The sequence below is a fragment of the Pseudomonas sp. B21-040 genome (genome assembly GCF_024748695.1).
Lineage (GTDB): Bacteria > Pseudomonadota > Gammaproteobacteria > Pseudomonadales > Pseudomonadaceae > Aquipseudomonas.
Genome location: NZ_CP087176.1, coordinates 314,164 through 338,024, shown reverse-complemented (window position 1 = coordinate 338,024; position 23,861 = coordinate 314,164). Strand labels below are relative to the sequence as shown.

Below are 23,861 nucleotides of genomic sequence, written 5' to 3'. Positions count from 1 at the left end.
GCCCGCACCAAAACAAACGCCCCGAACAAGTCGGGGCGTTTGTTGGGCCGGCCTTCAGCGCGTTTTCACACAGTCTGTTCGGGAGGCCTTTTTTGTGGGCGGCTTCCGACAACGAATATCGATTTCTCCTCCCACACACACAGCATCGTCCGGCATCAACCCAGTTGAATGACTCGTAGCCTGTTCACTACCTGCAATCAATGGATGGAATGATGAAAACTTTCCCACTCAAGACGCTACTGGCCGCCTTCACCGCCCTCACCCTTCTAGGCTGCACCACAAAACCTCAATCGACAGAAATCGAACGAGAAATCCTGCTCAAAAGCAGCCAGTCGTGGGACAACTCGCCTTACATGCGTTACCCGGATGCCGCACCCGAACTGACCGTGCTCAAACTCAAGATACCGGCCAACACCCGACTGCCCTGGCACATCCACGCGATTCCCAATGCGGGTTATATCCTCTCCGGCGAGCTGATTATCGAGAGCAAGGACAGCGGCCAGACCAGACGCGTCAAACAAGGCGAAGCCGTCGCAGAAATGGTCAATATCACCCATCGAGGGGTCACCGGTGATGAACCGGTAGAACTTATTGTGTTCTATGCTGGCAGCGAAGGTATTCCATTGTCGGAGTAAGTCCTTGCTTTAACAGGGAGTCTGAATGCGGCCATTTTTTATGCTTCTGCTGCTGTCTTTCGTTTCTCCCGTGATGGCCCAGATCTACAAATACACCGACGTCGACGGCAACACCGCTTACAGCAATCAGCCGCCCGATGGCGTCAAGGCGCAGCCGGTTGAGTTGCCACCGCTCAATAGTGTGGAACGCCAAACGCCTCCCGCAACGTCGAACGTCACCCGCGACGAACAGCCTCGCAGCGCCTACGAGGTGCTGCAGTTGACCGGCCTGCCCACCGACGAGGCCTTGCGCGCCAACAACGGCACGTTCACCGTCACCGTGTTGATCAAGCCTCGCTTGCAGGCGCCGCATGTGTTGAGGCTGCTGCTGGACGGTCAACCCTACGGCCAACCCAGCAACGTGCCGATCCTGCAGCTGGTGAACATCGACCGTGGCGAACACCGCCTGGCGGTGCAGGTACTCAATGGAGAGACCGTGCTTCAGCAAAGTCCGACCGTGACGCTCACCGTACAAAGGGTGCATAAGTCATGAGTCGGTGGCTGCTGGCGGCCTGGCTGATCGCCCTTCCTGTGTCGGCCGAGGTGTTCACTTACATCGACGCCCAAGGCAACCGCACCTTCACCGACCAGCCGACGCACGGCAACGCCAAACGTGTGCCGCTGGCAACCAGCAACCGCATGGCCGCCCACCCTACCGCTGCACAGCCGTTGTTGGCGGCGAACCCGCCCGAAGAACAGCCGCTTTTTCACTACGACATGCTGCGCATACTGGTGCCCGAACCGGACGCGACGATCCGTAGCAGTGCCGGCGAAATCATTGTCAGCGTCACCAACGAACCCGGCCTGCAACCGGGTCATCGCTACCGGCTGCTGCTTGATGGCCAACCCACTGCCGAACCCGGCTTCAGCCCGGTATTCCCACTGAGCAATATCGATCGCGGCACGCACAACCTGTCCGTGGAAATCCTCGATGAGCAAGGCCGTACTGTCGAACGCACGGCTAACCAGCCATTTCACATGCAGCGAACCTCCCTCGCGCAAAAACGCCAGGTCAAACCCTGCACCCTCACCGACTACGGTCAACGACCGGAATGCCCGCTCAAAGACAAACCGGCAGAAGAAAAAAATCCGTTCTTGCGTTTGTTCTAACGCCGTTCAGGTTTGCGCACTATATTGGTGCAATAGGTTGCACCGTTCCCACATCGCAACCCATTTTGGTTCGAAAGTACCCGCGAAAGCTGGCAGAACGCCACGCAAACGAGCTTCAAACGTCCGTTTCAGGGGTTAAACGCTTCTTTTCGGAGCCTTGGTTTGGTTTTTGCATTTTCCCCGCATCAGCGCTTGTTTCGTGCGCACGCTCCGCCCCAGAAGAGGTCCCGATGACCATTAGCGACGCACTACACCGTTTGCTACTCGACAACCTCACCACTGCCACCATCCTGCTCGACGCCGAACTGCGCCTTGAGTACATGAACCCGGCGGCGGAGATGCTGCTGGCCATCAGCGGCCAGCGTAGCCATGGGCAGTTCATCAGCGAGTTGTTCACCGAATCCACCGAAGCGTTGAATTCCCTGCGCCAGGCCGTCGAGCAGGCGCACCCCTTTACCAAGCGCGAAGCGATGCTCACCGCCCTCACCGGCCAGACATTGACCGTCGACTACGCCGTAACGCCGATCCTGGCCAACGGCGCCACCCTGCTGTTGCTGGAAGTCCACCCGCGTGATCGCTTGTTGCGCATCACCAAGGAAGAGGCGCAGTTGTCGAAGCAGGAAACCAGCAAGATGCTGGTGCGCGGCCTCGCTCACGAGATCAAGAACCCGCTGGGCGGGATTCGCGGCGCGGCGCAATTGCTCGCCCGCGAACTGCCGGAAGAAAGCCTGCGCGACTACACCAACGTCATCATTGAAGAAGCCGATCGCCTGCGAAACCTCGTCGACCGCATGCTCGGCTCGAACAAGCTGCCCTCGCTGGCCATGTGCAACGTCCACGAAGTGCTGGAACGCGTGTGTCATCTGGTGGAAGCGGAAAGCCAGGGTTGCATCACCTTGGTGCGCGACTACGACCCGAGCATTCCCGACGTGTTGATCGACCGCGAACAAATGATTCAGGCCGTCCTGAACATCGTGCGCAACGCGATGCAGGCCATCAGCAGCCAGAACGAACTGCGCCTGGGTCGCATCAGCCTGCGCACCCGCGCCATGCGCCAGTTCACCATCGGCCACGTGCGCCATCGCCTGGTGACCAAGATCGAGATCATCGACAACGGTCCGGGCATTCCTGTGGAACTTCAGGAAACCATTTTCTTTCCCATGGTCAGCGGTCGTCCGGACGGTACCGGGCTGGGGCTGGCCATTACCCAGAACATCATCAGCCAGCACCAGGGCTTGATCGAATGTGACAGCCACCCAGGCCACACCACTTTCTCGATCTTTCTGCCACTGGAACAAGGAGCCACATCGACATGAGCCGTAGTGAAACCGTGTGGATCGTCGATGACGACCGTTCTATCCGTTGGGTCCTGGAAAAAGCCTTGCAACAGGAAGGCATGACTACGCAAAGCTTTGACAGTGCCGATGGCGTGATGAGTCGCCTGGCGCGCCAGCAGCCGGATGTGATCATCTCTGACATCCGCATGCCGGGTGCCAGTGGCCTGGACCTGCTGGCACGGATCCGCGAGCAACATCCACGGCTGCCGGTGATCATCATGACGGCTCACTCTGATCTGGACAGCGCTGTCGCGTCCTATCAGGGTGGCGCTTTTGAGTACCTGCCCAAGCCATTCGATGTCGATGAAGCCGTCTCCCTGGTCAAGCGCGCCAATCAGCACGCCCAGGAACAGCAAGGCCTGGAAGTCGCGCCAACCCTGACGCGTACCCCGGAAATCATCGGTGAAGCGCCGGCCATGCAGGAAGTGTTTCGCGCCATCGGGCGCTTGAGCCACTCCAACATCACCGTGTTGATCAATGGCGAATCCGGTACCGGTAAAGAACTGGTAGCCCACGCGCTGCACCGCCACAGCCCACGGGCCGCCTCGCCGTTTATCGCGCTGAACATGGCGGCCATTCCAAAAGACTTGATGGAATCAGAGCTGTTCGGCCACGAGAAAGGCGCGTTCACCGGCGCGGCCAACTTGCGTCGCGGCCGTTTCGAGCAGGCTGACGGCGGCACGCTGTTCCTTGATGAAATCGGCGACATGCCGGCCGACACCCAGACGCGCTTGCTGCGTGTATTGGCCGACGGCGAGTTCTATCGCGTGGGCGGTCATGTGCCGGTGAAGGTCGATGTGCGAATCATCGCCGCGACTCACCAGAATCTGGAAACCCTGGTGCATGCCGGGAAATTCCGTGAGGACTTGTTCCATCGCCTCAACGTGATCCGCATCCACATTCCGCGCCTGTCGGACCGTCGTGAAGACATCCCGACGCTGGCCAAGCACTTCCTCAGCCGCGCCGCGCAAGAACTGGCGGTCGAGCCGAAGCTGCTGAAAAGCGAAACCGAGGAATACCTGAAAAACCTGCCGTGGGGCGGCAACGTGCGCCAGCTGGAGAACACCTGCCGCTGGATTACGGTGATGGCCTCCGGTCGCGAAGTGCACATCAGCGACCTGCCGCCGGAATTGCTGAGCCTGCCGCAAGATTCGGCGCCGGTGACCAACTGGGAGCAAGCGCTTCGCCAGTGGGCCGATCAGGCGCTGGCGCGTGGTCAGTCAAGCCTGCTCGACAGCGCCGTGCCGGCCTTCGAACGGATCATGATCGAAACCGCGCTCAAACACACCGCCGGTCGCCGCCGCGATGCTGCCGTTTTGCTGGGCTGGGGTCGCAATACCCTGACGCGCAAGATCAAGGAATTGGGAATGAAGGTTGATGGTGGGGATGATGACGAGGGGGATGAGGGCTAAGCAGCTTTAGTTCTTCACTGACTGTTACATCCAATCGCGGGCAAGCCTTGCTCCTACCGGTCATACGCCAATTTTGACATTGCGCATGACCGGTAGGAGCAACGCTTGCCCGCGATGCTTTTGGGGTCAGAGTGCACCGACTGAATGCACCGTGAACCGCAATCGCGCACAAAGACTGATTCACAACCTCGCATTTTTTCGCAATTGAACCCCACTCGAAAAAACACGAAAGCCCCGAAATACGGGGCTTTGCGCGTTCAAGGACGGCTTTCTGTACCAAATTGTTAAAACCTGGCACGCCCCCTGCAATAGTCCATTCAGTGATTCGGTTCACTACCCGGTTTCGGGGACCTTGGTACAGGCAGGCCGGGGATTCCCCTCTTTAACATCGGGCTCACACCGCACAAGCGACGAGCCCAAACAGTTTTGGGGCCCTTGATACAGGCAGGTCAGGGGTTCCTTCTTTACACCGGGCTCACGACGCAATGCGCGAGCCCTGCCGTTTTGGGAACCTTGGTACAGGCAGGCCGGGGATTCCCTCTTTTATTGCTCCCGGAGATGGATCTCCAACCGCCAGCGGTCATCGACCTCGCTGCCGGCCCATTCGCCTTGCAGCGGCCGGGCCGCAACCACCGACAGCAACAACCCCCCATCACTCAAACGCACCCGCCAGTTGACGCTTTTGTCGCCGAGCCTGAGCTGACCTTTCTGCGCCTTGCCCTCAGCCTCGAACAGCAGCGCGAGACTACCGTCCACGAACTCGCCGTGGCTCTTGGGTTCGTTGTTGAACCACGCCACCAGCCCGTCGCTTGTGACCTCGACCTGCTGCAAAACAGTCGGGTCGGGCGCGGTCAGGCGACCGATCATCAGCCCCACCATCATTCCGACAATCGCCAGCGAACCAAGCACTCGCGGGAATAGTTTCGAACGCGGGTCCTTTGGCGGCGTAGAATGCCCGTCATCTTTACCTTCGGAGCCGTGCATGTTTCACGTCATCCTTTTTCAACCAGAAATTCCGCCGAATACCGGCAACGTTATCAGGCTGTGCGCCAACAGTGGCTGCCACCTGCATTTGATCGAACCGCTAGGCTTCGAGATGGACGACAAGCGCCTGCGCCGGGCCGGTCTCGATTACCACGAGTATGCCACCCTGCAACGTCACGCAGACCTCGCCAGTTGCCTGGAGAGCCTCGGTCATCCTCGGCTGTTCGCCTTCACCACCAAGGGCTCGCGGCCCTTCCACGATGCCAGCTTCGCCGAGGGCGACGCCTTTCTGTTCGGCCCGGAAAGCCGCGGCTTGCCGGCCGACGTGCTCGACGCCTTGCCTGCGGAACAGCGCCTGCGCTTACCGATGCGTGAAGGCTGTCGCAGCCTGAACCTGTCGAACACCGTGGCGGTCGCCGTGTACGAAGCGTGGCGCCAGAACGGCTTCAAGTAACCCCAAGATCATTTTCGCCGGACAGAAACAATCGCGGGCAAGCCCGCTCCCACAGGTTTCGCACAACCCTGTGGGAGCGGGCTTGCCCGCGATTTTCAGCAGCGCCGTTTATTGAACGGTCGGCGTCTCGCCCGCAGCCTGCATGCGCTGCAGCTCTTGCGCATACAGCGCGTCGAAGTTCACTGGCGCCAGCATCAGGGCCGGGAACGAGCCACGGGTGACCAGGCTGTCCAGGGTTTCACGAGCGTACGGGAACAGGATGTTCGGGCAGAACGCGCCGAGGGTGTGGCTCATCGAAGCGTCGTCCAGGTTCTTGATCAGGAAGATCCCGGCCTGTTGCACTTCAGCAATGAACGCCACTTCGCCGTTTTCACCGTTCTTCACGGTAACCGACAGGGTCAGCACGACCTCGTGGAAGTCACCTTCCAGGGTCTTTTGACGAGTGTTCAGATCCAGACCGACGCTCGGTTCCCACTGCTGGCGGAAAATTGCCGGGCTTTTCGGGGCTTCGAAGGACAAGTCGCGTACGTAGATGCGCTGCAAGGAGAATTGCGGTGCGGTTTCTTCTTCGCTAGCTGCAGTGTTCTGTTGGTCAGTCATCTCAGATCCTTTCTGATCTTGGGGTCTTATAGGGAAGGCATTCAGGCCTTGAGCATTGCGTCGAGCTTACCGGCGCGCTCAAGGGCAAACAAATCATCACAACCGCCCACGTGGGTGCTGCCGATCCAGATCTGCGGCACGGACGTACGTCCGGCTTTCTGGGCCATGGCGGCGCGCACCTGCGGCTTGCCATCGACCTTGATCTCTTCGAAGGCCACACCTTTGTTCTCGAGCAGGTACTTGGCTCGCGAACAGTAAGGGCAGTAATCGCTGGAGTAGACGACGACGTTGCTCATATCACTTCACCAGCGGCAGGTTGTCGCCCTTCCAGCTGGAAATACCACCGGAGAGCTTGGCGGCGGTGAAGCCGGATTTCATCAGCTCGCGAGCGTGCGTACCGGCGGTCTGGCCCATGGCGTCGACCAGGATAATGGTCTTGGCCTTGTGCTTTTCCAGTTCGCCGATGCGAGCGGTCAGTTTGTCGTGAGGAATGTTCACCGCGCCAACGATGTGACCAGCGGCAAAGTCCTTGGTCGACCGAATGTCGATCACAACGCCCGCGTCCTTGTTGACCAGCCCGGTCAGTTCACCGGTGCTCAGGCTACGGCCGCCGCCTTGCATTTGATAGGCAATCAGCGACGCCAGCAGTACGACGAAGATACCGACAAGAATGTAGTGGTTAGTGGCAAATTCAATCAGGTGAGCAACCATCGAAGGAGGTTCCAGGGCGTTAAAATGTCGGCCAGTATACACAGCCACTATGGTGGGCCAAACCCCGTCCGGCGGTGACGTGGCCGGAACTTCGCTTTAAACTGCCACTCCCTTTTCCATCGCCCTCTTTTAACTTGAGCCAGAGTGAATCCATGACTACCACGCCTAAACCTTTGGTCCTGATTATTCTCGATGGCTTCGGTCACAGTGAGAGCCCTGAATCCAACGCCATCTTTGCGGCCAAGAAACCCGTGCTGGACCGTCTGTGGGCCACCGTGCCGAACGGCCTGATCTCCGGCAGTGGCATGGACGTCGGCCTGCCGGACGGCCAGATGGGCAACTCCGAAGTCGGCCACATGAATCTCGGCGCCGGCCGCGTGGTGTATCAGGACTTCACGCGCGTGACCAAATCGATCCGTGACGGCGAGTTCTTCGAGAACCCGACCATCTGCGCCGCCGTGGACAAAGCCGTCGCTGCCGGCAAAGCCGTGCATTTCATGGGCCTGCTGTCCGATGGCGGCGTTCACAGCCACCAGGACCACCTCATCGCCATGGCGGAACTGGCATTCAAGCGCGGCGCCGAGAAAATCTACCTGCACGCCTTCCTCGACGGTCGCGACACCCCGCCTAAAAGCGCACAGTCGTCCATCGAATTGCTCGACGCCAGCTTCCAGGCGCTGGGCAAAGGCCGGATCGCCAGCATCATTGGCCGTTACTTCGCCATGGACCGCGATAATCGTTGGGACCGCGTGGCCCAGGCCTACAACCTGATTGTCGACGGCAACGGCGAATTCAACGCCGCCACCGCCCAGGAAGGCCTGCAAGCCGCTTACGAGCGTGGCGAGAGCGACGAATTCGTCAAAGCCACCTCCATCGGTGAGCCGGTAAAAGTAGAAGACGGCGACGCCGTGGTGTTCATGAACTTCCGCGCTGACCGCGCCCGTGAACTGACTCGCGTGTTCGTCGAAGACGGTTTCAACGAGTTCGAACGCAGCCGTCAGCCGAAACTGGCCGGCTTCGTCATGCTGACCCAATACGCCGCCAGCATCCCTGCGCCGTCGGCGTTTGCCGCGGGCAGCCTGGAAAACGTGCTGGGCGACTACCTGGCAAAAAACGGCAAAACTCAATTGCGCATCGCTGAAACCGAGAAGTACGCCCACGTGACCTTCTTCTTCTCCGGCGGTCGCGAAGAACCGTTCCCGGGCGAAGAACGCATCCTGATCCCGTCGCCAAAAGTCGCTACCTATGACTTGCAGCCGGAAATGAGCGCACCTGAAGTCACCGACCGCATCGTCGATGCCATCGAAAACCAGCGTTACGACGTGATCGTGGTCAACTACGCCAACGGCGACATGGTCGGCCACAGCGGCGTGTTCGAGGCAGCGGTCAAGGCAGTGGAATGCCTGGACCAGTGCGTCGGCCGCGTCGTCGATGCGCTGGAAAAAGTCGGCGGCGAAGCGCTGATCACCGCTGACCACGGCAACGTCGAGCAAATGTCCGATGAAACCACTGGCCAGGCACACACCGCCCACACCACCGAGCCGGTGCCTTTCATCTATTTCGGCAAGCGAGACCTGAAGGTTCGCGAAGGCTGCGTCCTGGCGGATGTAGCGCCGACCATGCTGAAGTTGCTGGGCCTGGAACAACCGGCGGAAATGACCGGGACTTCGATTCTGGTGTAATCAAACCTCCAAACACCAAAAAACCTGTAGGAGCGGGCTTGCCCGCGATAGCAATCTGACCGCCAACATACATATTGAATGGTCGAAAGCTATCGCGGGCAAGCCCGCTCCCACAGTGGTTTGTGGTGGTTTTAAAGATTATTTGCAGATGTATCCCAGCCCAGTTATCACACAGTCCCAATTGGGCATTTTTTTTGCCACGCTTGGCGGGCATACTAGGCCGTCCCTTTCCCTGGTGCCGCCCGCCTCTATGCTTCGCGTCCTGATAGCCCTCGCACTGACTTGCCTGCTCCAACCGGCTTTTGCTGACGAGCGCGAGCAAACCCAACAACAGTTGGACGCCACGCGTCAGGACATTGCCGAGCTGAAAAAACTGCTGGGCAAGTTGCAGGAAGAGAAATCCGGTGTTCAAAAAGAACTCAAAGGCACCGAAACCGAAATGGGCAAGCTCGAGAAGCAGGTCGATGCCCTGCAAAAAGAGCTGAAGAAAAGCGAATCCGAGCTGCAGCGACTCGATGCGGAGAAAAAAAAACTCCAGAGCGCGCGCATTGAACAGCAACGACTGATCGCCATCCAGGCCCGTGCGGCCTATCAAAATGGCCGTCAGGAGTATTTGAAGCTACTGCTGAACCAGCAAAACCCGGAAAAATTCGCCCGCACCCTCACCTATTACGATTACCTGAGCCAGGCGCGCCTGGAGCAGCTGAAGAATTTCAACGAAACCCTGCGCCAACTGGCCAATGTCGAAAAAGACATTGCCGCGCAGCAGGCGCAATTGCTGGTGCAGAAGAGCAGCCTCGACAGCCAGCGTGACGAACTCGACAAAGTCCGTCAGGAGCGCCAGAAAGTCCTGGCCAAGCTCAGCGACGACGTAAAGGCTCGCGACCAGAAACTGGCATCCCGCGAGCAGGATCAGGCAGACCTGTCTAAAGTCCTTAAAACCATTGAAGAAACCTTGGCTCGCCAGGCCCGTGAGGCAGAAGAAGCGCGGCAAAAAGCGCTGATCGCCCAGCAGGAAGCCGAAAAAAAGCGTTTACGTGAGGCGCAGGCTGCAGCAGATGCAGAGACTACCGACGCCCCACGCAAACCGGTTAAATCGACACCCGGCGCTCTGGTTTCAAGTTCAGGCGAGACCTTTGGCGGCCCTTTCGCGTCAACCCGGGGAAAACTTCCCTGGCCAGTTGATGGTCGACTGCTGGCACGTTTCGGTGAAACCCGTGGCGACGACGCCCGCACCAAGTGGGACGGCGTGATGATCAGCGCCTCCGCCGGCAGCCAGGTGCATGCCGTGCACGGCGGTCGCGTGGTGTTTGCCGACTGGTTGCGGGGCGCCGGGCTGCTGGTAATTCTCGACCACGGCAACGGTTTTTTGAGTCTTTATGGTCACAACCAGACGCTGCTCAAGTCTGCGGGTGACGTCGTAAAAGCCGGTGAGTCCATCTCCACTGTCGGCAACAGTGGCGGGCAGGACACACCAGCGCTGTATTTCGCTATTCGTCAGCAGGGTCACCCGAGTGATCCGGCGCAATGGTGCCGCGCGCAAGGATAAGCGTGCCGCCTAATTCAGGAGTTCGTTAGACATGCTGCATTTGTCCCGCCTTACCTCGCTGGCCCTGACGATCGCCCTGGTGATCGGCGCGCCTCTGGCGTTCGCCGCTCAGCCGGCCCCGGCAGTCGCGCCTGCGGGCACTGCCGCGACGACCAAGGCGCCGTTGCCGCTGGAAGAACTGCGCACCTTTGCCGAGGTCATGGACCGGATCAAGGCTGCCTATGTCGAACCGGTGGACGACAAGACCCTGCTTGAAAACGCGATCAAAGGCATGCTCAGCAACCTCGACCCACACTCCGCCTACCTGGGCCCGGAAGACTTCGCCGAGTTGCAGGAAAGCACCAGCGGTGAATTCGGCGGTCTGGGCATCGAAGTCGGCGCCGAAGACGGTTTCATCAAGGTGGTTTCGCCGATCGATGACACCCCGGCCTCCAAGGCGGGTATTCAGGCCGGCGACTTCATCGTCAAAATCAACGGCCAGCCGACTCGCGGCCAGAGCATGACCGAAGCCGTGGACAAGATGCGCGGCAAGATCGGCCAGAAAATCACCCTGACCCTGGTGCGCGATGGCGGCCCGCCGTTCGACGTGACCCTGGCCCGCGCCATCATTCAAGTGAAGAGCGTGAAGTCGCAGTTGCTGGAATCCGGCTACGGCTACATCCGCATCACTCAGTTCCAGGTCAAGACCGGCGAAGAGGTTTCCCAGGCCCTGACCAAGCTGCGCAAGGAAAACGGCAAGAAGCTCAAAGGCATCATCCTCGACCTGCGCAACAACCCGGGCGGTGTGCTGCAGTCCGCGGTGGAAGTGGTCGATCACTTCATCACCAAGGGCTTGATCGTCTACACGAAGGGCCGTATCGCCAACTCCGAACTGCGCTTCAATGCGACGGGCAAGGACGAAAGCGAAGCCGTGCCAATGGTCGTGCTGATCAACGGCGGCAGTGCCTCGGCCTCGGAGATTGTTGCTGGCGCCTTGCAGGACCAGAAGCGTGCCGTGGTGATGGGTACCACCAGTTTCGGCAAAGGCTCGGTGCAAACCGTGCTGCCACTGAACAACGATCGCGCACTGAAGATCACCACCGCGCTGTACTTCACGCCCAATGGCCGCTCGATCCAGGCCCAGGGCATCGTTCCAGACATCGAAGTGCGCAAGGCCAAGATCACCAACGAGCAGGACGGCGAATACTTCAAGGAAGCCGACCTGCAAGGTCACCTGGGTAATGGCAACGGCGGCGCCGACAAACCGACCAGCTCCAGCGGCAAACCCAAGGCCATGCCGCAGGATGATGATTACCAGTTGGCCCAGGCCTTGAGCCTGCTCAAAGGGTTGAGCATCACCTCCGGCCGCTGAGATGTTCCAGCGGTTTATCCTGGGGCTGTGTCTCTGCCTGGCGGGTGCTGTTCACGCAGCGCCCGTCGAAACGCCTTCTCAAAAAGCCTACCTGAGCCTGATCATCGACGACCTGGGGCAGAACCTGCCCCGGGATCGCCGCGTGCTCGCCCTGCCCGGCCCGGTGACCACGGCGATCATGCCCGACACCCCCCATGCCACCGAGTTCGCCCGCGAAGCCCATCGCGCCGGCAAAATCGTGATCCTGCACATGCCCATGGACCCGGCGACCGGCCCGTTCGCCTGGCATCCTGACTTGCCCATCGAGGAGCTGGAAAAACGCCTGAATGCGGCGTTCAAGGTTGTGCCTTACACCGCCGGGATCAACAACCACATGGGCAGCCGGATGACTGCCCAACCGGCTGCCATGGCCTGGTTGATGGCGGACTTGCAGCAGCGCCACAAATTCTTCGTCGACAGCCGTACCAGTGCGCAAACCGTTGCCGCCGCCCAGGCACAGAAAATTGGCTTGGCGAGCGTATCGCGGGATGTGTTTCTGGATGATGAGCGAACCGAGGCGGCGATTTTCACGCAGCTGCAAACGGCGATCAATCTGGCGCGAAAGCAGGGGTCGGCGGTGATGATCGGGCATCCGTACCCGCAGACGCTGGCGGTGCTGGAGCGGGAGTTGCCGAAGCTGAAAGCTCAGGGAATCGAGTGGATTGATATCAAGCAGATGATCAGCGTGCGCGGCAATCGGGCGACAGCGGCTCATGGCAAGGACGGCGTGTACCGTTGAAGTGGGATCGTTCCCACGCTCTGCGTGGGAACGATCAGTGCCCCCTAGAGATACCGCGCCATGATCTCGTCCACCTTGCCTTCTTTACGCAACTGATCCAGCGCAGCCTGCAGTTTGGCCACCGTTTCGTCCGGCACTTCTTTGTTCAGTGCCAGATACAGCTCGGCGCTGTTGAAGCGCAGAACGGTCTTGAGCCCGCTCACACCTTCCTGACGCGCCAGATAACGCCCGGCCGGATCACCGGTGGCCCACAGATCGATCTGGCCGCTGACCAGCTTCTTCGCGTTGTCCTGATCGCGCAGGACCACCACCGGTTTCAAGCCTTGCTTGGCCAGTGTCATGGCAATGGCATCGCCCTTGTAAGCGCCGATTTTGTACTTTCGCGCGTCATCCAGGGTTTCGAGGGTGATAGTGCTGTCAGCCTTGGCCAGCATGATCCAGTCGTCCGGACCGATCGGCCCGACCCACTTGAAGAGTCTCTCGCGGTCCGGCAACCGCGCCATCACGAATGCACCGTAACCGGGGTTTTCCAGCGCGAGTTTGTAGACCCGCTCCCAAGGGAAGCGCAGCGTCAGGCTGTAGGTAACATCGGCACGCTTGAACATCTCGCGGACGATGTCCACGGCGATGCCATCGATATTCTCGCCCTGAGCAAAGTTTTTGCCGTTCTTGGCCATGTTGTAGGGCGGGAAATTTTCTGTCAGCAACACCAGGTCGGTGCCGGGACTTTCTGCGGCACGCACTCCATTGATAAACAACAGGGAGGCGCTGGCGAGGACTAGAAGAAGGCGTTTGAGCATGTCTGGCTACCGAAATCCATGGCGTACCCAAGAGTGCCTTGAGCCCGCCATGATGTCCACTGGCCTGTATCGTTTGTTTAGGCGCTGTACGAAAACTCGTCGAGCGGCGATCAAGCAAACTCGCTTTCAATACAGCATGATCGTCGCGAAGGCAGTTTTCGTAGGAGCCTAACGCATCACGATGCCGCGATGAGCCATGTAGGCCTTGGCTTCCTGCACGGTGTATTCGCCGAAGTGGAAAATACTCGCCGCCAATACCGCGCTGGCGTGGCCTTCGAGGATGCCGTCTGCCAAGTGCTGCAAGTTGCCGACACCGCCGGATGCGATCACCGGAATGCCCAGCGCGTCGCTGATGGCGCGAGTGACGCCGAGGTCAAAACCGTTTTTCATGCCGTCCTGATCCATGCTGGTCAGCAGGATTTCGCCAGCGCCCAGGCCTTCCATCTTCTTCGCCCATTCAACGGCGTCGAGCCCGGTTGGCTTGCGGCCGCCGTGGGTGAAGATTTCCCAGCGAGGGGTTTCGCCAGGTCCCGAGACCTTCTTCGCGTCGATGGCGACGACAATGCACTGCGAACCGAAATGCTGCGCGGCTTCACCGACAAACTCCGGGTTGAACACCGCCGCGGTGTTGATCGAAACCTTGTCGGCACCGGCATTGAGCAGGTTGCGAATGTCCTGCACAGTACGCACGCCACCGCCCACGGTCAGCGGAATGAACACCTGGCTGGCCATGCGCTCTACGGTGTGCAGTGTGGTGTCGCGACCGTCGACGCTGGCGGTGATGTCGAGAAAGGTAATCTCGTCGGCACCTTGCTCGTCATAACGACGGGCGATTTCCACCGGGTCGCCGGCGTCGCGAATGTTCTCGAACTTCACACCTTTAACGACCCGGCCGTTGTCCACGTCCAGGCAAGGGATGATGCGTTTGGCCAGCGCCATGGTCAGTCCTCAGCCTTTGTACGAATCGCAGAAAGCTTGCGCTTCGGCGACATCGAGGGTGCCTTCGTAGATCGCCCGGCCGGTGATCGCGCCGATGATGCCTGGCGCCTTCGCGTCGAGCAGCGATTTGATGTCACCCAGATTGTGAATACCGCCGGACGCGATCACCGGAATGCGCGTAGCAGCAGCCAGCGCGGCGGTGAACGGTACGTTGCAGCCCTGCATCATGCCGTCTTTGGCGATGTCGGTATAAACGATCGCGGACACGCCGTCGGCTTCGAACTGTTTGGCCAGGTCGATGACCTGAACGGTGCTGATTTCTGCCCAGCCGTCGGTGGCAACAAAACCGTCTTTGGCATCGAGGCCAACGATGACCTTGCCCGGGAATGCACGGCAGGCTTCAGCGACGAAAGCCGGATCTTTCACAGCCTTGGTGCCGATGATCACGTAGCTGACGCCGGCTTTGACGTAGTGCTCGATGGTTTCCAGCGAGCGGATACCGCCGCCGATCTGGATCGGCAGGTTCGGGTAGCGCTTGGCGATAGCGGTGACCACTTCGCCGTTGACTGGCTGGCCTTCGAAGGCGCCGTTCAGGTCGACCAGATGCAGACGACGGCAACCGCCCTCCACCCACTTGGCAGCCATGCTCACCGGGTCATCGGAGAACACCGTGGAATCTTCCATGCGGCCCTGGCGCAGACGAACACAGGCACCGTCTTTGAGATCGATAGCGGGAATAATCAGCATCTGGCAAACCTTCAAATTCGAGTATTCAGCTTCGCTCGGAAATCAGTTTTTCTCGAGCGCCCACAAGTCGCTTTCGATGCTTTCGAACCTCTCTTTGAGGTGCGTCTGCACATCGAAAATCGCCCTGTTGTAATAGTGCGGAGCAATTTCACGGGTAAACAGCTCAAGGATTTCGGCCGCTTCGAACGAACCCAGGTCCAGTTCGAAGCGATCCTCCATGAAGCGCTTGATCTTGTGATTGGCCTCGCGCTCCTGTTCGGGCGTGAGGGTCAGGATCGGTGGCTTCTTCTTGACCGCCATTTACCAGCGACCATCCCACGCGGCGAAGTTCTGCAGCAATTGCAGGCCATGGGTATGGCTCTTTTCCGGGTGGAACTGCACGGCGAAACGCGAGCCTTCAGCCAGCGCCGCAGCGAAATCGACACCGTAATGACCGCCGCCCACCACCTGCCGCGCGTTGCCGGCGGCGATGTAGTAGCTGTGCACGAAGTAGAAACGCGCCATGTCCGGAATGTCGTGCCACAGCGGGTGACTGACCTTCTGCTTCACTTCGTTCCAGCCCATGTGCGGGACTTTCAGGTGTTCGCCGTCTTCATGCAGGTCTTTGCCGAAGAACTTCACCGCCCCCGGGAACAGGCCGATGCAGTCAACGCCATCGTTCTCTTCGCTGGAGTCGAGCAAGGCTTGCATGCCGACGCAAATCCCGAGGAACGGGCGGTCCTGGCTGACTTCACGCACCAGCGAATCAAAGCCAAGACGACGGATCTCCGCCATGCAATCGCGAATCGCGCCAACGCCGGGGAACACCACCCGGTCAGCTTCGCGAATCACGTCGGCATCACTGGTGATCAAGACCTTGCCGGCACCGACGTGCTCGAGGGCCTTGGCCACCGAGTGCAGGTTGCCCATGCCGTAATCGATAACCGCGACCGTCTGCATTACAGAACGCCTTTGGTCGATGGCATCTGACCGGCCATGCGGTCATCGAGCTCTACGGCCATGCGCAGTGCGCGGCCGAATGCCTTGAACACGGTTTCGATCTGGTGGTGGGTGTTGGTGCCACGCAGGTTGTCGATGTGCAGGCTGACCAGCGCGTGGTTGACGAAGCCCTGGAAGAATTCCTGGAACAGGTCAACGTCGAAGCCGCCAACGGTGGCACGGGTGTAGGGAACGTGCATCTGCAGGCCAGGGCGGCCGGAGAAGTCGATCACCACGCGCGACAGCGCTTCATCGAGCGGCACGTAGGCGTGACCGTAGCGACGGATGCCTTTCTTGTCGCCGATGGCTTTGGCGAAAGCCTGACCCAGGGTGATACCGACGTCTTCCACGGTGTGGTGGTCGTCGATATGCAGGTCGCCCTTGCTGACAATATCCAGGTCGATCAGCCCGTGACGGGCGATCTGGTCCAGCATGTGCTCAAGAAAAGGAACACCGATATCAAATCGGGCCTTTCCGGTGCCATCCAGGTTGATCGAGGCTTTGATCTGGGTTTCCAGAGTGTCGCGCTCGACTGACGCCTTACGTTCGGCCATCACCAGCTCCGCAAAATCATTGGGCGAAAAAGGCAGCCATTATAGGGGCGCGGGCACGAAACAGAAACACGAGAGGTGATATCGCTGACGGATAGAAACCCGTGTGGTCGGGGATAGACATGTCCGTACAAGCGGCCTGGTGCGCAGAATTTCGGGCTTTGATCGCTCCCACGCTCTGCGTGGGAGTGCAGCCCTGGACGCTCCGCGTCCGCTCTGAATGTGACGCGGAGCGTCACGGGAGGCATTCCCACGCGGAGCGTGGGAACGATCAACCACAGGGGTACTGCGTTTACTTAGTGGAAGAGGATCGCCGTTTTCTGCAGGGTCACCCACACACCCCACGCCAACGGAACCCCCACCACCAGCCATGCAGCGACGGCCAGCGGCTTGGTGCCAGCATCGGCTTTCCATTCCAGCACAGTGCTGCTGTCAGCACCTTTGTCATGACCCAGCGCCTGTTCGGCAGCCAGTTCAGCGTCGGTCATGAAGTACTTGTCAGCCACCGGACGCACTAGCAGGTTGCACAGGAAACCCAGCACCAGCAGGCCTGCGAGGATGTACAAGGTGATGTCGTAAGCGGCAGCGCGTTCAACGCCGATGCTCAACTGATACTCACGCAGGTAGTTCACCAACACCGGCCCCAACACACCCGCCGCCGCCCAAGCGGTCAACAGACGACCGTGGATCGCGCCGACCATTTGCGTACCAAACAGGTCCGCCAGGTAAGCCGGGACGGTCGCAAAACCGCCGCCGTACATGGACAGAATGATGCAGAACGCGGCGACGAACAGCGCGACGTTGCCCAGATGACCCAGGTTCGGGATCAACGCGTACAACGCGAAACCCAATGCGAAAAACACGAAGTAGGTGTTTTTACGGCCCAAGTAATCGGAGAATGAGGCCCAGAAGAAACGGCCGCCGATGTTGAACAAACTCAGCAAACCGGTGAAACCGGCCGCAATCGCCGCAATCGAAGCCAGTTGCCCGGCGTCCAGCTGACCAAACGGCAGGTCTACACCGATCAGTTTTCCACCGAACACTTCCTGCAGCAGTGGCGAAGCCATGCCCAGGATGCCGATACCGGCGGATACGTTCAGGCACAGCACCAGCCACACCAGACGGAACTGCGGAGTTTTCCACGCCACGTTCACGTGGACGTGACGGTGGGTGATCATCGCGTTCGCCGCTTTTTTCGCCGGGGCCGTCCAGCCTTCAGGCTTCCAGCCGGTTGGCGGAACGCGGTACGACAATGCGCCACCGATCATGAACACGAAGTAAATCGCAGCCATCACCAGGAAGCTCTGCCATACGCCGACGCTGTCTGGCGAAGCGAAATGGCCCATCAAGGCTGCGGCCAGCGGAGCACCGACCATCGCGCCACCACCAAACCCCATGATCGCCATGCCGGTCGCCATGCCGCGCTTGTCCGGGAACCATTTGATCAGCGTCGAAACCGGCGAGATATAGCCCAACCCCAGGCCGATACCGCCAATGACCCCGGAACCGACCCACATCAGCCAGATCTGGTGGGTATAAATCCCCAGCGCCGAAATCAGCAGACCGCCACACCAGCACAGTGCCGATACCACGCCAGCCTTGCGCGGCCCGGCGTGTTCCAGCCAGCCACCCCAGATCGCTGCCGAGCAGCCAAGGAAGATGAAGAACAGGGTGTAGATCCAGCCGAGCATCGAAATCGGCCAGTCGCACTGCGACGAAAACACTTGCGAGATGAAGCTCATGTCCGGCGCGCAGGCCATGGGCTTGGTGACGCCCAAGGCTTTGGACAGTGGCAACCAGAACACCGAAAAACCGTAGGCCATGCCGATGCAAAGGTGGATGGCCAAGGCGGCCGGTGGTACCAGCCAACGGTTGAAACCGGGCTTGGCGATGATGCGTTCCTTGGACAGGAACGCAGGCTGGCCGGCGTTAAGGCCGTCCGCCGTGATGCTCGTGGTCATTGTGTATCCCCCAATTATTAGTAGGGTTCGCCAGCCACTCCTCGCCCCCGGCCTTCATGCGCACGCATGACCGTTTTGTTGGGTGAAGTGCCTTTTTGTGCGACATCTGGTCGCAGCGGGACGGACGAACGGGCAAAGGTTACCATTTGCACGTGACAGAAAAACCAAACTGATATCACCTTTTGTAAGTCATCTGTTCTCGTACCTCTTAAGGAGACACCATGCCGATCATTGTCGAACCGTTGAACGAGGCCACGTACCAGGATCAGCAAGACCTGCAGAAAATTTACCGCGACGCTCCGCTGTGGCTGTTCGCCCCGTTTTCAGGGGAAGCGCAGTTGATCGAAGGCTGCCTGCGGGACGGCTCGCTGATCGCAGGACGCTTCAATGATCGACTGCTCGGCGCCGCGCGTTTACAGCGGAATCAGGACGTTTGGCACTTGTCTCAATTGTGTGTACGAAAAATTACCCGTCGGCGTGGCGTCGCCGAGCGCCTGGTGAACCAAGCGCAAAAAATGGCCTCTGAGTCGGGCGCAACCCTGCGTCTGCTGGCCCCCGCCGGGCATCTTGAAGCCCAGGCGCTGGCGGCCAAGCTGAAACTGCCGCTGGATGTGTTGCCCGATTGATCGCCTGACCGGTCGTCCGCTTCGGAGCGCTATACTCCCCGGCTAAATTTCGAATTCGACTAACTACAAGGACTCGCCCATGAAAGCGTTCGGCAAAATCCTGGGTCTGGTGCTTCTCGGGCTGTTGCTGATCATTGTGGCGCTGGGCTTTGCCCTGACCCACCTCTTCGATCCCAACGACTACAAAGACGAGATTCGCCAGATTGCCCGCGACAAGGCCCACATCGAGCTGACGCTCAATGGCGACATCGGCTGGAGCCTGTTCCCGTGGCTTGGCCTGGAGTTGCATGACGCCAGTGTCGCGACCCTGGTCAAGCCAACCGAGCCGTTCGCCGACTTGCAGATGCTGGGTCTGTCGGTACGCGTGCTGCCGCTGCTGCGCCGAGAAGTGCAGATGAGCGATGTCCGTGTCGAAGGGCTGAACCTGCGCCTGACCCGCGACAAGGATGGCCACGGGAACTGGCAGGACGTGGGCAAGGTCCCCGCGCCAGCCACTGCAAGCACGACGCCGACCACCACCGGCGAGCCTTCGCCAGCGGCCACGGCCCCAGTGGAAAAACCGGCCCAGCCCATGCGCCTGGACATCGACAGCCTGACCGTCAATAACGCCCGCGTTGAGTACAGCGACGAGCAGACGGGCAAGCAGTTCAGCGCCGAGAGCATTCAGCTCAGCACCGGCCCGGTCCACGACTCGACCAATATTCCGGTCAAGCTCACGGCATTCCTGGGCACCAACCAACCGGTTCTGCGCGTGCGCACCGAGCTCAATGGCGAACTGCGTTTCGAGCGCGCCTTGCAACGCTACAAATTTGAAGACATGAAAATGTCCGGCGAACTCGCGGGTGATCCGCTGCAGGGCAAGACCATGACGTTCTCTGCCCAGGGGCAATTGCTGCTCGATAAAGCGGCGAACGTCGCTGAATGGACCGGTATCAAGATCTCTGCCAATCAACTGCGCGCACTGGGTGAACTCAAGGTCAACGACCTCGACAAGACCCCGCAAATCAGCGGCGGCATTTCGATTGCCCAGTTCGACCTGGCGAAATTCGTCGACAGCATTGGCCAGCAACTTCCGGCCATGGCTGAAGGCAGCCTGAGCAAAGTCGAACTGGTCAGCCGCGTGGCCGGCACGCCGAGCAGCGTGGCGTTCGACAATATCAATCTGAAAGTCGATGACAGCAGTTTCAGCGGCCGTATCGCTGTTGAGGATTTCGCCAAGCAATCGCTACACGCAGTCCTGAAGGCTGACACGTTCAACATCGACCGCTATCTGCCAGCAAAATCCGCCGAAGCCAACAGCGCGACCCAGGTGCGCCAGGCTGAAGTCGCCAGCACCGAGGCCGACGCCATGGCGGGTGCGGGCAGCACGCCGCTGCCGGAGAAACCGACCAAAGATGCGTGGAGTTCCGAACGCCTTTTGCCGGTCGAGCGCTTGAGCAAACTCGACGTGGACGCCGACCTGACCTTCGGCCAGTTGACCCTCGACAAGCTTCCGATCCAGAACGCGGCACTCAAGGCCACGGGCCAGGGCGGCCTGCTGACCCTGCAGAACCTGCGCGGCGATCTGTATGGCGGCAACTTCGAAGCCAAAGGCACTCTCGACGTGCGCCAGCAGGTCCCGGCGCTGAGCCTGCAGACGAACATCAACAAAGTACCGGCGGAAAAGATCCTCGAAAGCCAAGGGAAAAATCCGCCGGTCAAAGGCCTGGTGACGCTCAACAGTGCGCTGACCGGTAGCGGCAACAGCCAGAAGGCGCTGATCGACAGCCTCAACGGCAACGCCAGCTTCGTCATCAACAACGGCGTGCTGCTCAATGCCAATCTCGAACAACAGCTGTGCAAGGGCATCGCCACCCTGAACCGCAAAACCCTCAGCGGCGAGCCACGGGGCAAGGACACGCCCTTCCAGGAGCTCAAGGGCAACCTGACGTTCCGTAACGGCGTCGCCAGCAATCCGGACCTGAAAGTGCGTATCCCGGGCATGACCGTGAATGGCGACGGCGACGTTGATCTGCGCGTGCTGGGCATGGATTACCGCGTGGGCATCATCGTCGAAGGCGATACAAGCGCCATGCCGGACCCGGCTTGCCAGGTCGGCGACAAATTTGTCGGTGTCGAGTGGCCGCTGCGCTGCCGTGGGCCGCTGGAACTCGGTGCCAAGGCTTGCCGTCTCGATAACGAACGCATGGGCCAGGTCGCGAGCAAAATGGCCGGCGACAAGATCAGCGAAAAAATCGACGAGAAGCTGGGCGACAAGGTCAGCCCTGAATTGAAAAACGCATTGAAGGGGCTGTTCAAGCGATGAGATCCGAGCAGTTTTCATCGGCGGTGCTGGATTGGTACGACCGCCACGGCCGCCACGATTTGCCTTGGCAGCAGGGCATTACGCCGTATCGCGTGTGGGTCTCGGAAATCATGTTGCAGCAAACCCAGGTCAGCACCGTGTTGAATTACTTCGACCGCTTCATGGCTTCGTTGCCGACGGTCGAAGCCCTGGCCGCCGCGCCGGAAGACGAAGTGCTGCACCTGTGGACTGGCCTGGGTTACTACACCCGCGCCCGCAATCTGCAGAAGACCGCAAAAATTGTCGTGGCTGAATATGGCGGCGAGTTTCCTCGTGATGTCGAAAAGCTGGTTGACCTGCCAGGCATTGGCCTGTCGACGGCGGGTGCCATCGCCAGCCTGAGCATGGGCCTGCGGGCGCCGATCCTCGATGGCAACGTCAAACGCGTCCTGGCGCGCTTTACCGCGCAAGAGGGTTACCCGGGGGAGCCGAAGGTCGCCAAACAGCTCTGGGCCAACGCTGAGCGCTTTACGCCGCATGATCGTGTCAACGCCTACACCCAGGCCATGATGGACCTGGGTGCCACGCTGTGTACGCGCAGCAAGCCAAGTTGCCTGCTGTGCCCGCTGGAAAAGGGCTGCGAGGCGCACATGCTTGGGCTGGAAACCCGCTACCCCATTCCAAAACCGCGTAAAAGCGTGCCACAGAAGCGCACGCTGATGCCGATGCTCGCCAACGGTGACGGCGCGATTCTGCTCTACCGTCGCCCTTCCACGGGCTTGTGGGGCGGTCTCTGGAGTTTGCCGGAGCTCGACGACCTCGACGACCTGCAACATCTGGCTTCGCAACACTCACTGGAGCTGGGCAGCCCAAAGGCGCTGCCGAGCCTGGTACACACCTTCAGTCACTTCCAATTGTCCATCGAACCCTGGCTGGTCCGGGTCCAGGAAGCCGGCCATCACGTGGCCGAGGCCGACTGGCTCTGGTATAACCTCGCCACCCCGCCGCGCCTGGGCCTTGCCGCCCCGGTCAAAACCTTGCTCGAACGCGCGGCCGCCGTATTGAACGCAGGAGAATCGTCATGACCCGCACCATCATGTGCCGCAAGTACAAAGAAGAATTGCCTGGCCTGGAGCGCGCTCCGTTCCCGGGCACCAAGGGCCAGGACATTTTTGATCACGTCTCTGCCAAGGCCTGGGCCGACTGGCAAAAGCATCAGACGCTGCTGATCAACGAAAAACGCCTGAACATGATGAACGCCGAAGATCGCAAATATCTTCAGGGCGAGATGGACAAGTACTTCTCCGGCGAGGAATACGCCAAGGCCGAAGGCTACGTGCCGCCGGCAGAATAACCCCGCCAAATCGGGGGTCGGATCGTAAGCGACGGTAATAATTAAATTTTTTTTGAAAACTTTCTTGACGACCCCCTGAAAAACCAGTTTAATGCGCCCCGTTGCCCAGATAGCTCAGTCGGTAGAGCAGGGGATTGAAAATCCCCGTGTCGGCGGTTCGATTCCGTCTCTGGGCACCAAATACCGAAAACCCTGAATCGCAAGATTCAGGGTTTTTTTATGCCTGCGATTTGATAACGGCAGAAAACCACAGCACAGACGCCTGAAACATTTCCTTTTTTTGATCCAGTCCAGTGATAGCTCCGTGCTATCATTTTTCGCGTACATGGAAGATGGTCAGCATCGATCCCGACGCCCCCCGCATTCGGATCAATCGCCACAGGCTAGAGACAGCGCAAGGAGTGCGTGCTTTTCACCCCCTCCCCGCAGAACACCTTCTCCCCTGCAGGACGATTTGCCCCCCCTTTCAAGCACGCCCTCCCCTCGATCCTGAACATGGAACCGTTATGTCTGACATCAATGAACTCAAAGACAAGATCAACACCAAAACCTTGAATATGGTTTTGCTGTCGGTCGCAACCTTCGGGCTGTACCTGTTGCTGTGGCTGGTCAGAACCAATCAGAAAATCAGCGAAACCACCAAGATCAAACTGGTCGATAACACCTACATTATCTGGCTGGCCGTCTGCCTTGGCTGGAGCCACGCATTGTCCAATTCAGGCGAAGTACTGTTCGAAGCGTTGTCGGGCATTCTGATTATTGCGACCAACGCGCTGTATATCGTCTGGGCGTTCAAAGCCAAGAATGCCTTGTCGGAATACGCCCTCAGCGAGCACAAAATCGATCTGCGTATGAACGCGTTCTACACCTTCTTCCTGAACGTTTTCTACATCAACTACTGCATCAATGACCTGCCAGAAGAGCAACGCAAGCAACAGATCCTGCGCGGTCAAACGACGCAGGCCTGATGCGACCGACA

Annotated in this window: 26 protein-coding genes and 1 tRNA gene; 16 read left to right on the top strand and 11 right to left on the bottom strand. The window is 59.6% G+C overall.

Going from position 1 to position 23,861, the window contains the following annotated elements; genetic code table 11:
- Nucleotides 1-212: 212 nt before the first annotated feature.
- From LOY55_RS01595 to ntrC, 5 genes are all read left to right on the top strand, one after another.
- Nucleotides 213-635 carry a cupin domain-containing protein gene (locus LOY55_RS01595; protein ID WP_109785347.1) on the top strand — a complete coding sequence of 141 codons (423 nt, stop codon included), beginning with the start codon at nt 213-215 and terminating at the stop codon, nt 633-635.
- A gap of 25 nt (nt 636-660) precedes the next feature.
- Nucleotides 661-1,167, top strand: coding sequence for a DUF4124 domain-containing protein (locus LOY55_RS01590; protein ID WP_109785346.1), 507 nt, complete (start codon nt 661-663; stop codon nt 1,165-1,167).
- Entirely contained in the window at nt 1,164-1,784 is a 621-nt protein-coding gene (locus LOY55_RS01585) for a DUF4124 domain-containing protein (RefSeq protein WP_223524251.1), read from the top strand. The genes LOY55_RS01590 and LOY55_RS01585 overlap by 4 nt, the downstream gene beginning before the upstream one ends.
- A 230-nt stretch (nt 1,785-2,014) precedes the next feature.
- A complete protein-coding gene (glnL, locus tag LOY55_RS01580; protein WP_046031230.1) occupies nt 2,015-3,100 on the top strand; it encodes a nitrogen regulation protein NR(II) in 1,086 nt (361 codons plus the stop codon).
- A complete protein-coding gene (gene ntrC / locus LOY55_RS01575; RefSeq protein ID WP_046031231.1) occupies nt 3,097-4,533 on the top strand; it encodes a nitrogen regulation protein NR(I) in 1,437 nt (478 codons plus the stop codon). Before glnL ends, ntrC begins: the two co-directional genes overlap by 4 nt.
- A gap of 543 nt (nt 4,534-5,076) precedes the next feature.
- On the opposite strand, the gene LOY55_RS01570 is transcribed toward ntrC, so the two are convergent.
- On the bottom strand, nt 5,077-5,517 hold the full coding sequence (locus LOY55_RS01570; protein WP_046031232.1) for a hypothetical protein: 441 nt from the start codon (nt 5,515-5,517) through the stop codon (nt 5,077-5,079).
- On the opposite strand from LOY55_RS01570, the gene trmL reads away from it, so the two are divergent.
- The gene (gene trmL, locus LOY55_RS01565) at nt 5,516-5,971 is read left to right on the top strand and encodes a tRNA (uridine(34)/cytosine(34)/5-carboxymethylaminomethyluridine(34)-2'-O)-methyltransferase TrmL (RefSeq protein WP_046031233.1); all 456 of its coding nucleotides are present in this window, start codon (nt 5,516-5,518) and stop codon (nt 5,969-5,971) included. The genes LOY55_RS01570 and trmL overlap by 2 nt on opposite strands.
- Before the next feature lie 108 nt (nt 5,972-6,079).
- On the opposite strand, the gene secB is transcribed toward trmL, so the two are convergent.
- From secB to LOY55_RS01550, 3 genes are read right to left on the bottom strand one after another with little or no spacing between them, the layout of a single operon-like run.
- Nucleotides 6,080-6,571: a protein-export chaperone SecB gene (gene secB, locus LOY55_RS01560; RefSeq protein ID WP_046031234.1), complete on the bottom strand. Its 492-nt coding sequence runs from the start codon at nt 6,569-6,571 to the stop codon at nt 6,080-6,082.
- A gap of 41 nt (nt 6,572-6,612) precedes the next feature.
- Nucleotides 6,613-6,867, bottom strand: a complete 255-nt coding sequence (gene grxC, locus LOY55_RS01555; protein ID WP_008149430.1) for a glutaredoxin 3 — start codon at nt 6,865-6,867, stop codon at nt 6,613-6,615.
- Between the two features lies 1 nt (nt 6,868).
- A complete protein-coding gene (locus LOY55_RS01550) occupies nt 6,869-7,282 on the bottom strand; it encodes a rhodanese-like domain-containing protein (RefSeq protein ID WP_077432291.1) in 414 nt (137 codons plus the stop codon).
- A 152-nt stretch (nt 7,283-7,434) separates the two neighbouring features.
- On the opposite strand from LOY55_RS01550, the gene gpmI reads away from it, so the two are divergent.
- The 4 genes from gpmI (at nt 7,435) to LOY55_RS01530 (ending at nt 12,642) form a co-directional block, all read left to right on the top strand.
- Nucleotides 7,435-8,964, top strand: a complete 1,530-nt coding sequence (gene gpmI / locus LOY55_RS01545; RefSeq protein WP_223524249.1) for a 2,3-bisphosphoglycerate-independent phosphoglycerate mutase — start codon at nt 7,435-7,437, stop codon at nt 8,962-8,964.
- A 250-nt stretch (nt 8,965-9,214) separates the two neighbouring features.
- Nucleotides 9,215-10,513: a murein hydrolase activator EnvC gene (locus LOY55_RS01540; RefSeq protein WP_046031237.1), complete on the top strand. Its 1,299-nt coding sequence runs from the start codon at nt 9,215-9,217 to the stop codon at nt 10,511-10,513.
- Nucleotides 10,514-10,544: 31 nt separating this feature from the next.
- Nucleotides 10,545-11,864, top strand: a complete 1,320-nt coding sequence (locus tag LOY55_RS01535; protein WP_046031238.1) for a S41 family peptidase — start codon at nt 10,545-10,547, stop codon at nt 11,862-11,864.
- Between the two features lies 1 nt (nt 11,865).
- Nucleotides 11,866-12,642, top strand: coding sequence for a divergent polysaccharide deacetylase family protein (locus LOY55_RS01530; protein ID WP_046031239.1), 777 nt, complete (start codon nt 11,866-11,868; stop codon nt 12,640-12,642).
- Nucleotides 12,643-12,686: 44 nt separating this feature from the next.
- Here the strand turns inward: LOY55_RS01530 and LOY55_RS01525 are convergent, their stop codons facing one another.
- From LOY55_RS01525 to LOY55_RS01495, 7 genes are all read right to left on the bottom strand, one after another.
- Nucleotides 12,687-13,442 carry an ABC transporter substrate-binding protein gene (locus tag LOY55_RS01525; RefSeq protein WP_046031240.1) on the bottom strand — a complete coding sequence of 252 codons (756 nt, stop codon included), beginning with the start codon at nt 13,440-13,442 and terminating at the stop codon, nt 12,687-12,689.
- Between the two features lie 168 nt (nt 13,443-13,610).
- Nucleotides 13,611-14,381: an imidazole glycerol phosphate synthase subunit HisF gene (hisF, locus tag LOY55_RS01520; protein ID WP_007897430.1), complete on the bottom strand. Its 771-nt coding sequence runs from the start codon at nt 14,379-14,381 to the stop codon at nt 13,611-13,613.
- 9 nt (nt 14,382-14,390) lie between these two features.
- Nucleotides 14,391-15,128 carry a 1-(5-phosphoribosyl)-5-[(5-phosphoribosylamino)methylideneamino]imidazole-4-carboxamide isomerase gene (gene hisA, locus LOY55_RS01515; protein ID WP_017336056.1) on the bottom strand — a complete coding sequence of 246 codons (738 nt, stop codon included), beginning with the start codon at nt 15,126-15,128 and terminating at the stop codon, nt 14,391-14,393.
- Between the two features lie 42 nt (nt 15,129-15,170).
- Nucleotides 15,171-15,428, bottom strand: coding sequence for a DUF2164 domain-containing protein (locus LOY55_RS01510; RefSeq protein WP_077432287.1), 258 nt, complete (start codon nt 15,426-15,428; stop codon nt 15,171-15,173).
- Nucleotides 15,429-16,067, bottom strand: a complete 639-nt coding sequence (gene hisH, locus LOY55_RS01505) for an imidazole glycerol phosphate synthase subunit HisH (protein WP_046031242.1) — start codon at nt 16,065-16,067, stop codon at nt 15,429-15,431.
- A complete protein-coding gene (gene hisB / locus LOY55_RS01500) occupies nt 16,067-16,660 on the bottom strand; it encodes an imidazoleglycerol-phosphate dehydratase HisB (protein WP_003218037.1) in 594 nt (197 codons plus the stop codon). The genes hisH and hisB overlap by 1 nt, the downstream gene beginning before the upstream one ends.
- A gap of 293 nt (nt 16,661-16,953) precedes the next feature.
- Nucleotides 16,954-18,618 carry an OFA family MFS transporter gene (locus LOY55_RS01495; RefSeq protein WP_077432285.1) on the bottom strand — a complete coding sequence of 555 codons (1,665 nt, stop codon included), beginning with the start codon at nt 18,616-18,618 and terminating at the stop codon, nt 16,954-16,956.
- 221 nt (nt 18,619-18,839) lie between these two features.
- Here LOY55_RS01495 and LOY55_RS01490 point away from each other — a divergent pair, with 221 nt between their 5' ends.
- The 6 genes from LOY55_RS01490 to LOY55_RS01465 all read left to right on the top strand — a co-directional run bounded on the left by LOY55_RS01490 (nt 18,840) and on the right by LOY55_RS01465 (nt 23,850).
- Nucleotides 18,840-19,244 (top strand): acetyl-CoA sensor PanZ family protein, encoded by a 405-nt coding sequence (locus LOY55_RS01490; RefSeq protein WP_046031244.1) that lies wholly within the window; start codon nt 18,840-18,842, stop codon nt 19,242-19,244.
- 79 nt (nt 19,245-19,323) lie between these two features.
- Entirely contained in the window at nt 19,324-21,549 is a 2,226-nt protein-coding gene (locus LOY55_RS01485) for an AsmA family protein (protein WP_223524246.1), read from the top strand.
- Nucleotides 21,546-22,613, top strand: coding sequence for an A/G-specific adenine glycosylase (gene mutY, locus LOY55_RS01480; RefSeq protein WP_109785339.1), 1,068 nt, complete (start codon nt 21,546-21,548; stop codon nt 22,611-22,613). Before LOY55_RS01485 ends, mutY begins: the two co-directional genes overlap by 4 nt.
- Nucleotides 22,610-22,882, top strand: a complete 273-nt coding sequence (locus LOY55_RS01475; protein ID WP_046031247.1) for an oxidative damage protection protein — start codon at nt 22,610-22,612, stop codon at nt 22,880-22,882. Before mutY ends, LOY55_RS01475 begins: the two co-directional genes overlap by 4 nt.
- Before the next feature lie 103 nt (nt 22,883-22,985).
- Nucleotides 22,986-23,061, top strand: a tRNA-Phe gene (locus tag LOY55_RS01470).
- 327 nt (nt 23,062-23,388) lie between these two features.
- Entirely contained in the window at nt 23,389-23,850 is a 462-nt protein-coding gene (locus tag LOY55_RS01465) for a DUF4234 domain-containing protein (protein WP_046031248.1), read from the top strand.
- The last annotated feature ends 11 nt before the right edge of the window (nt 23,851-23,861 follow it).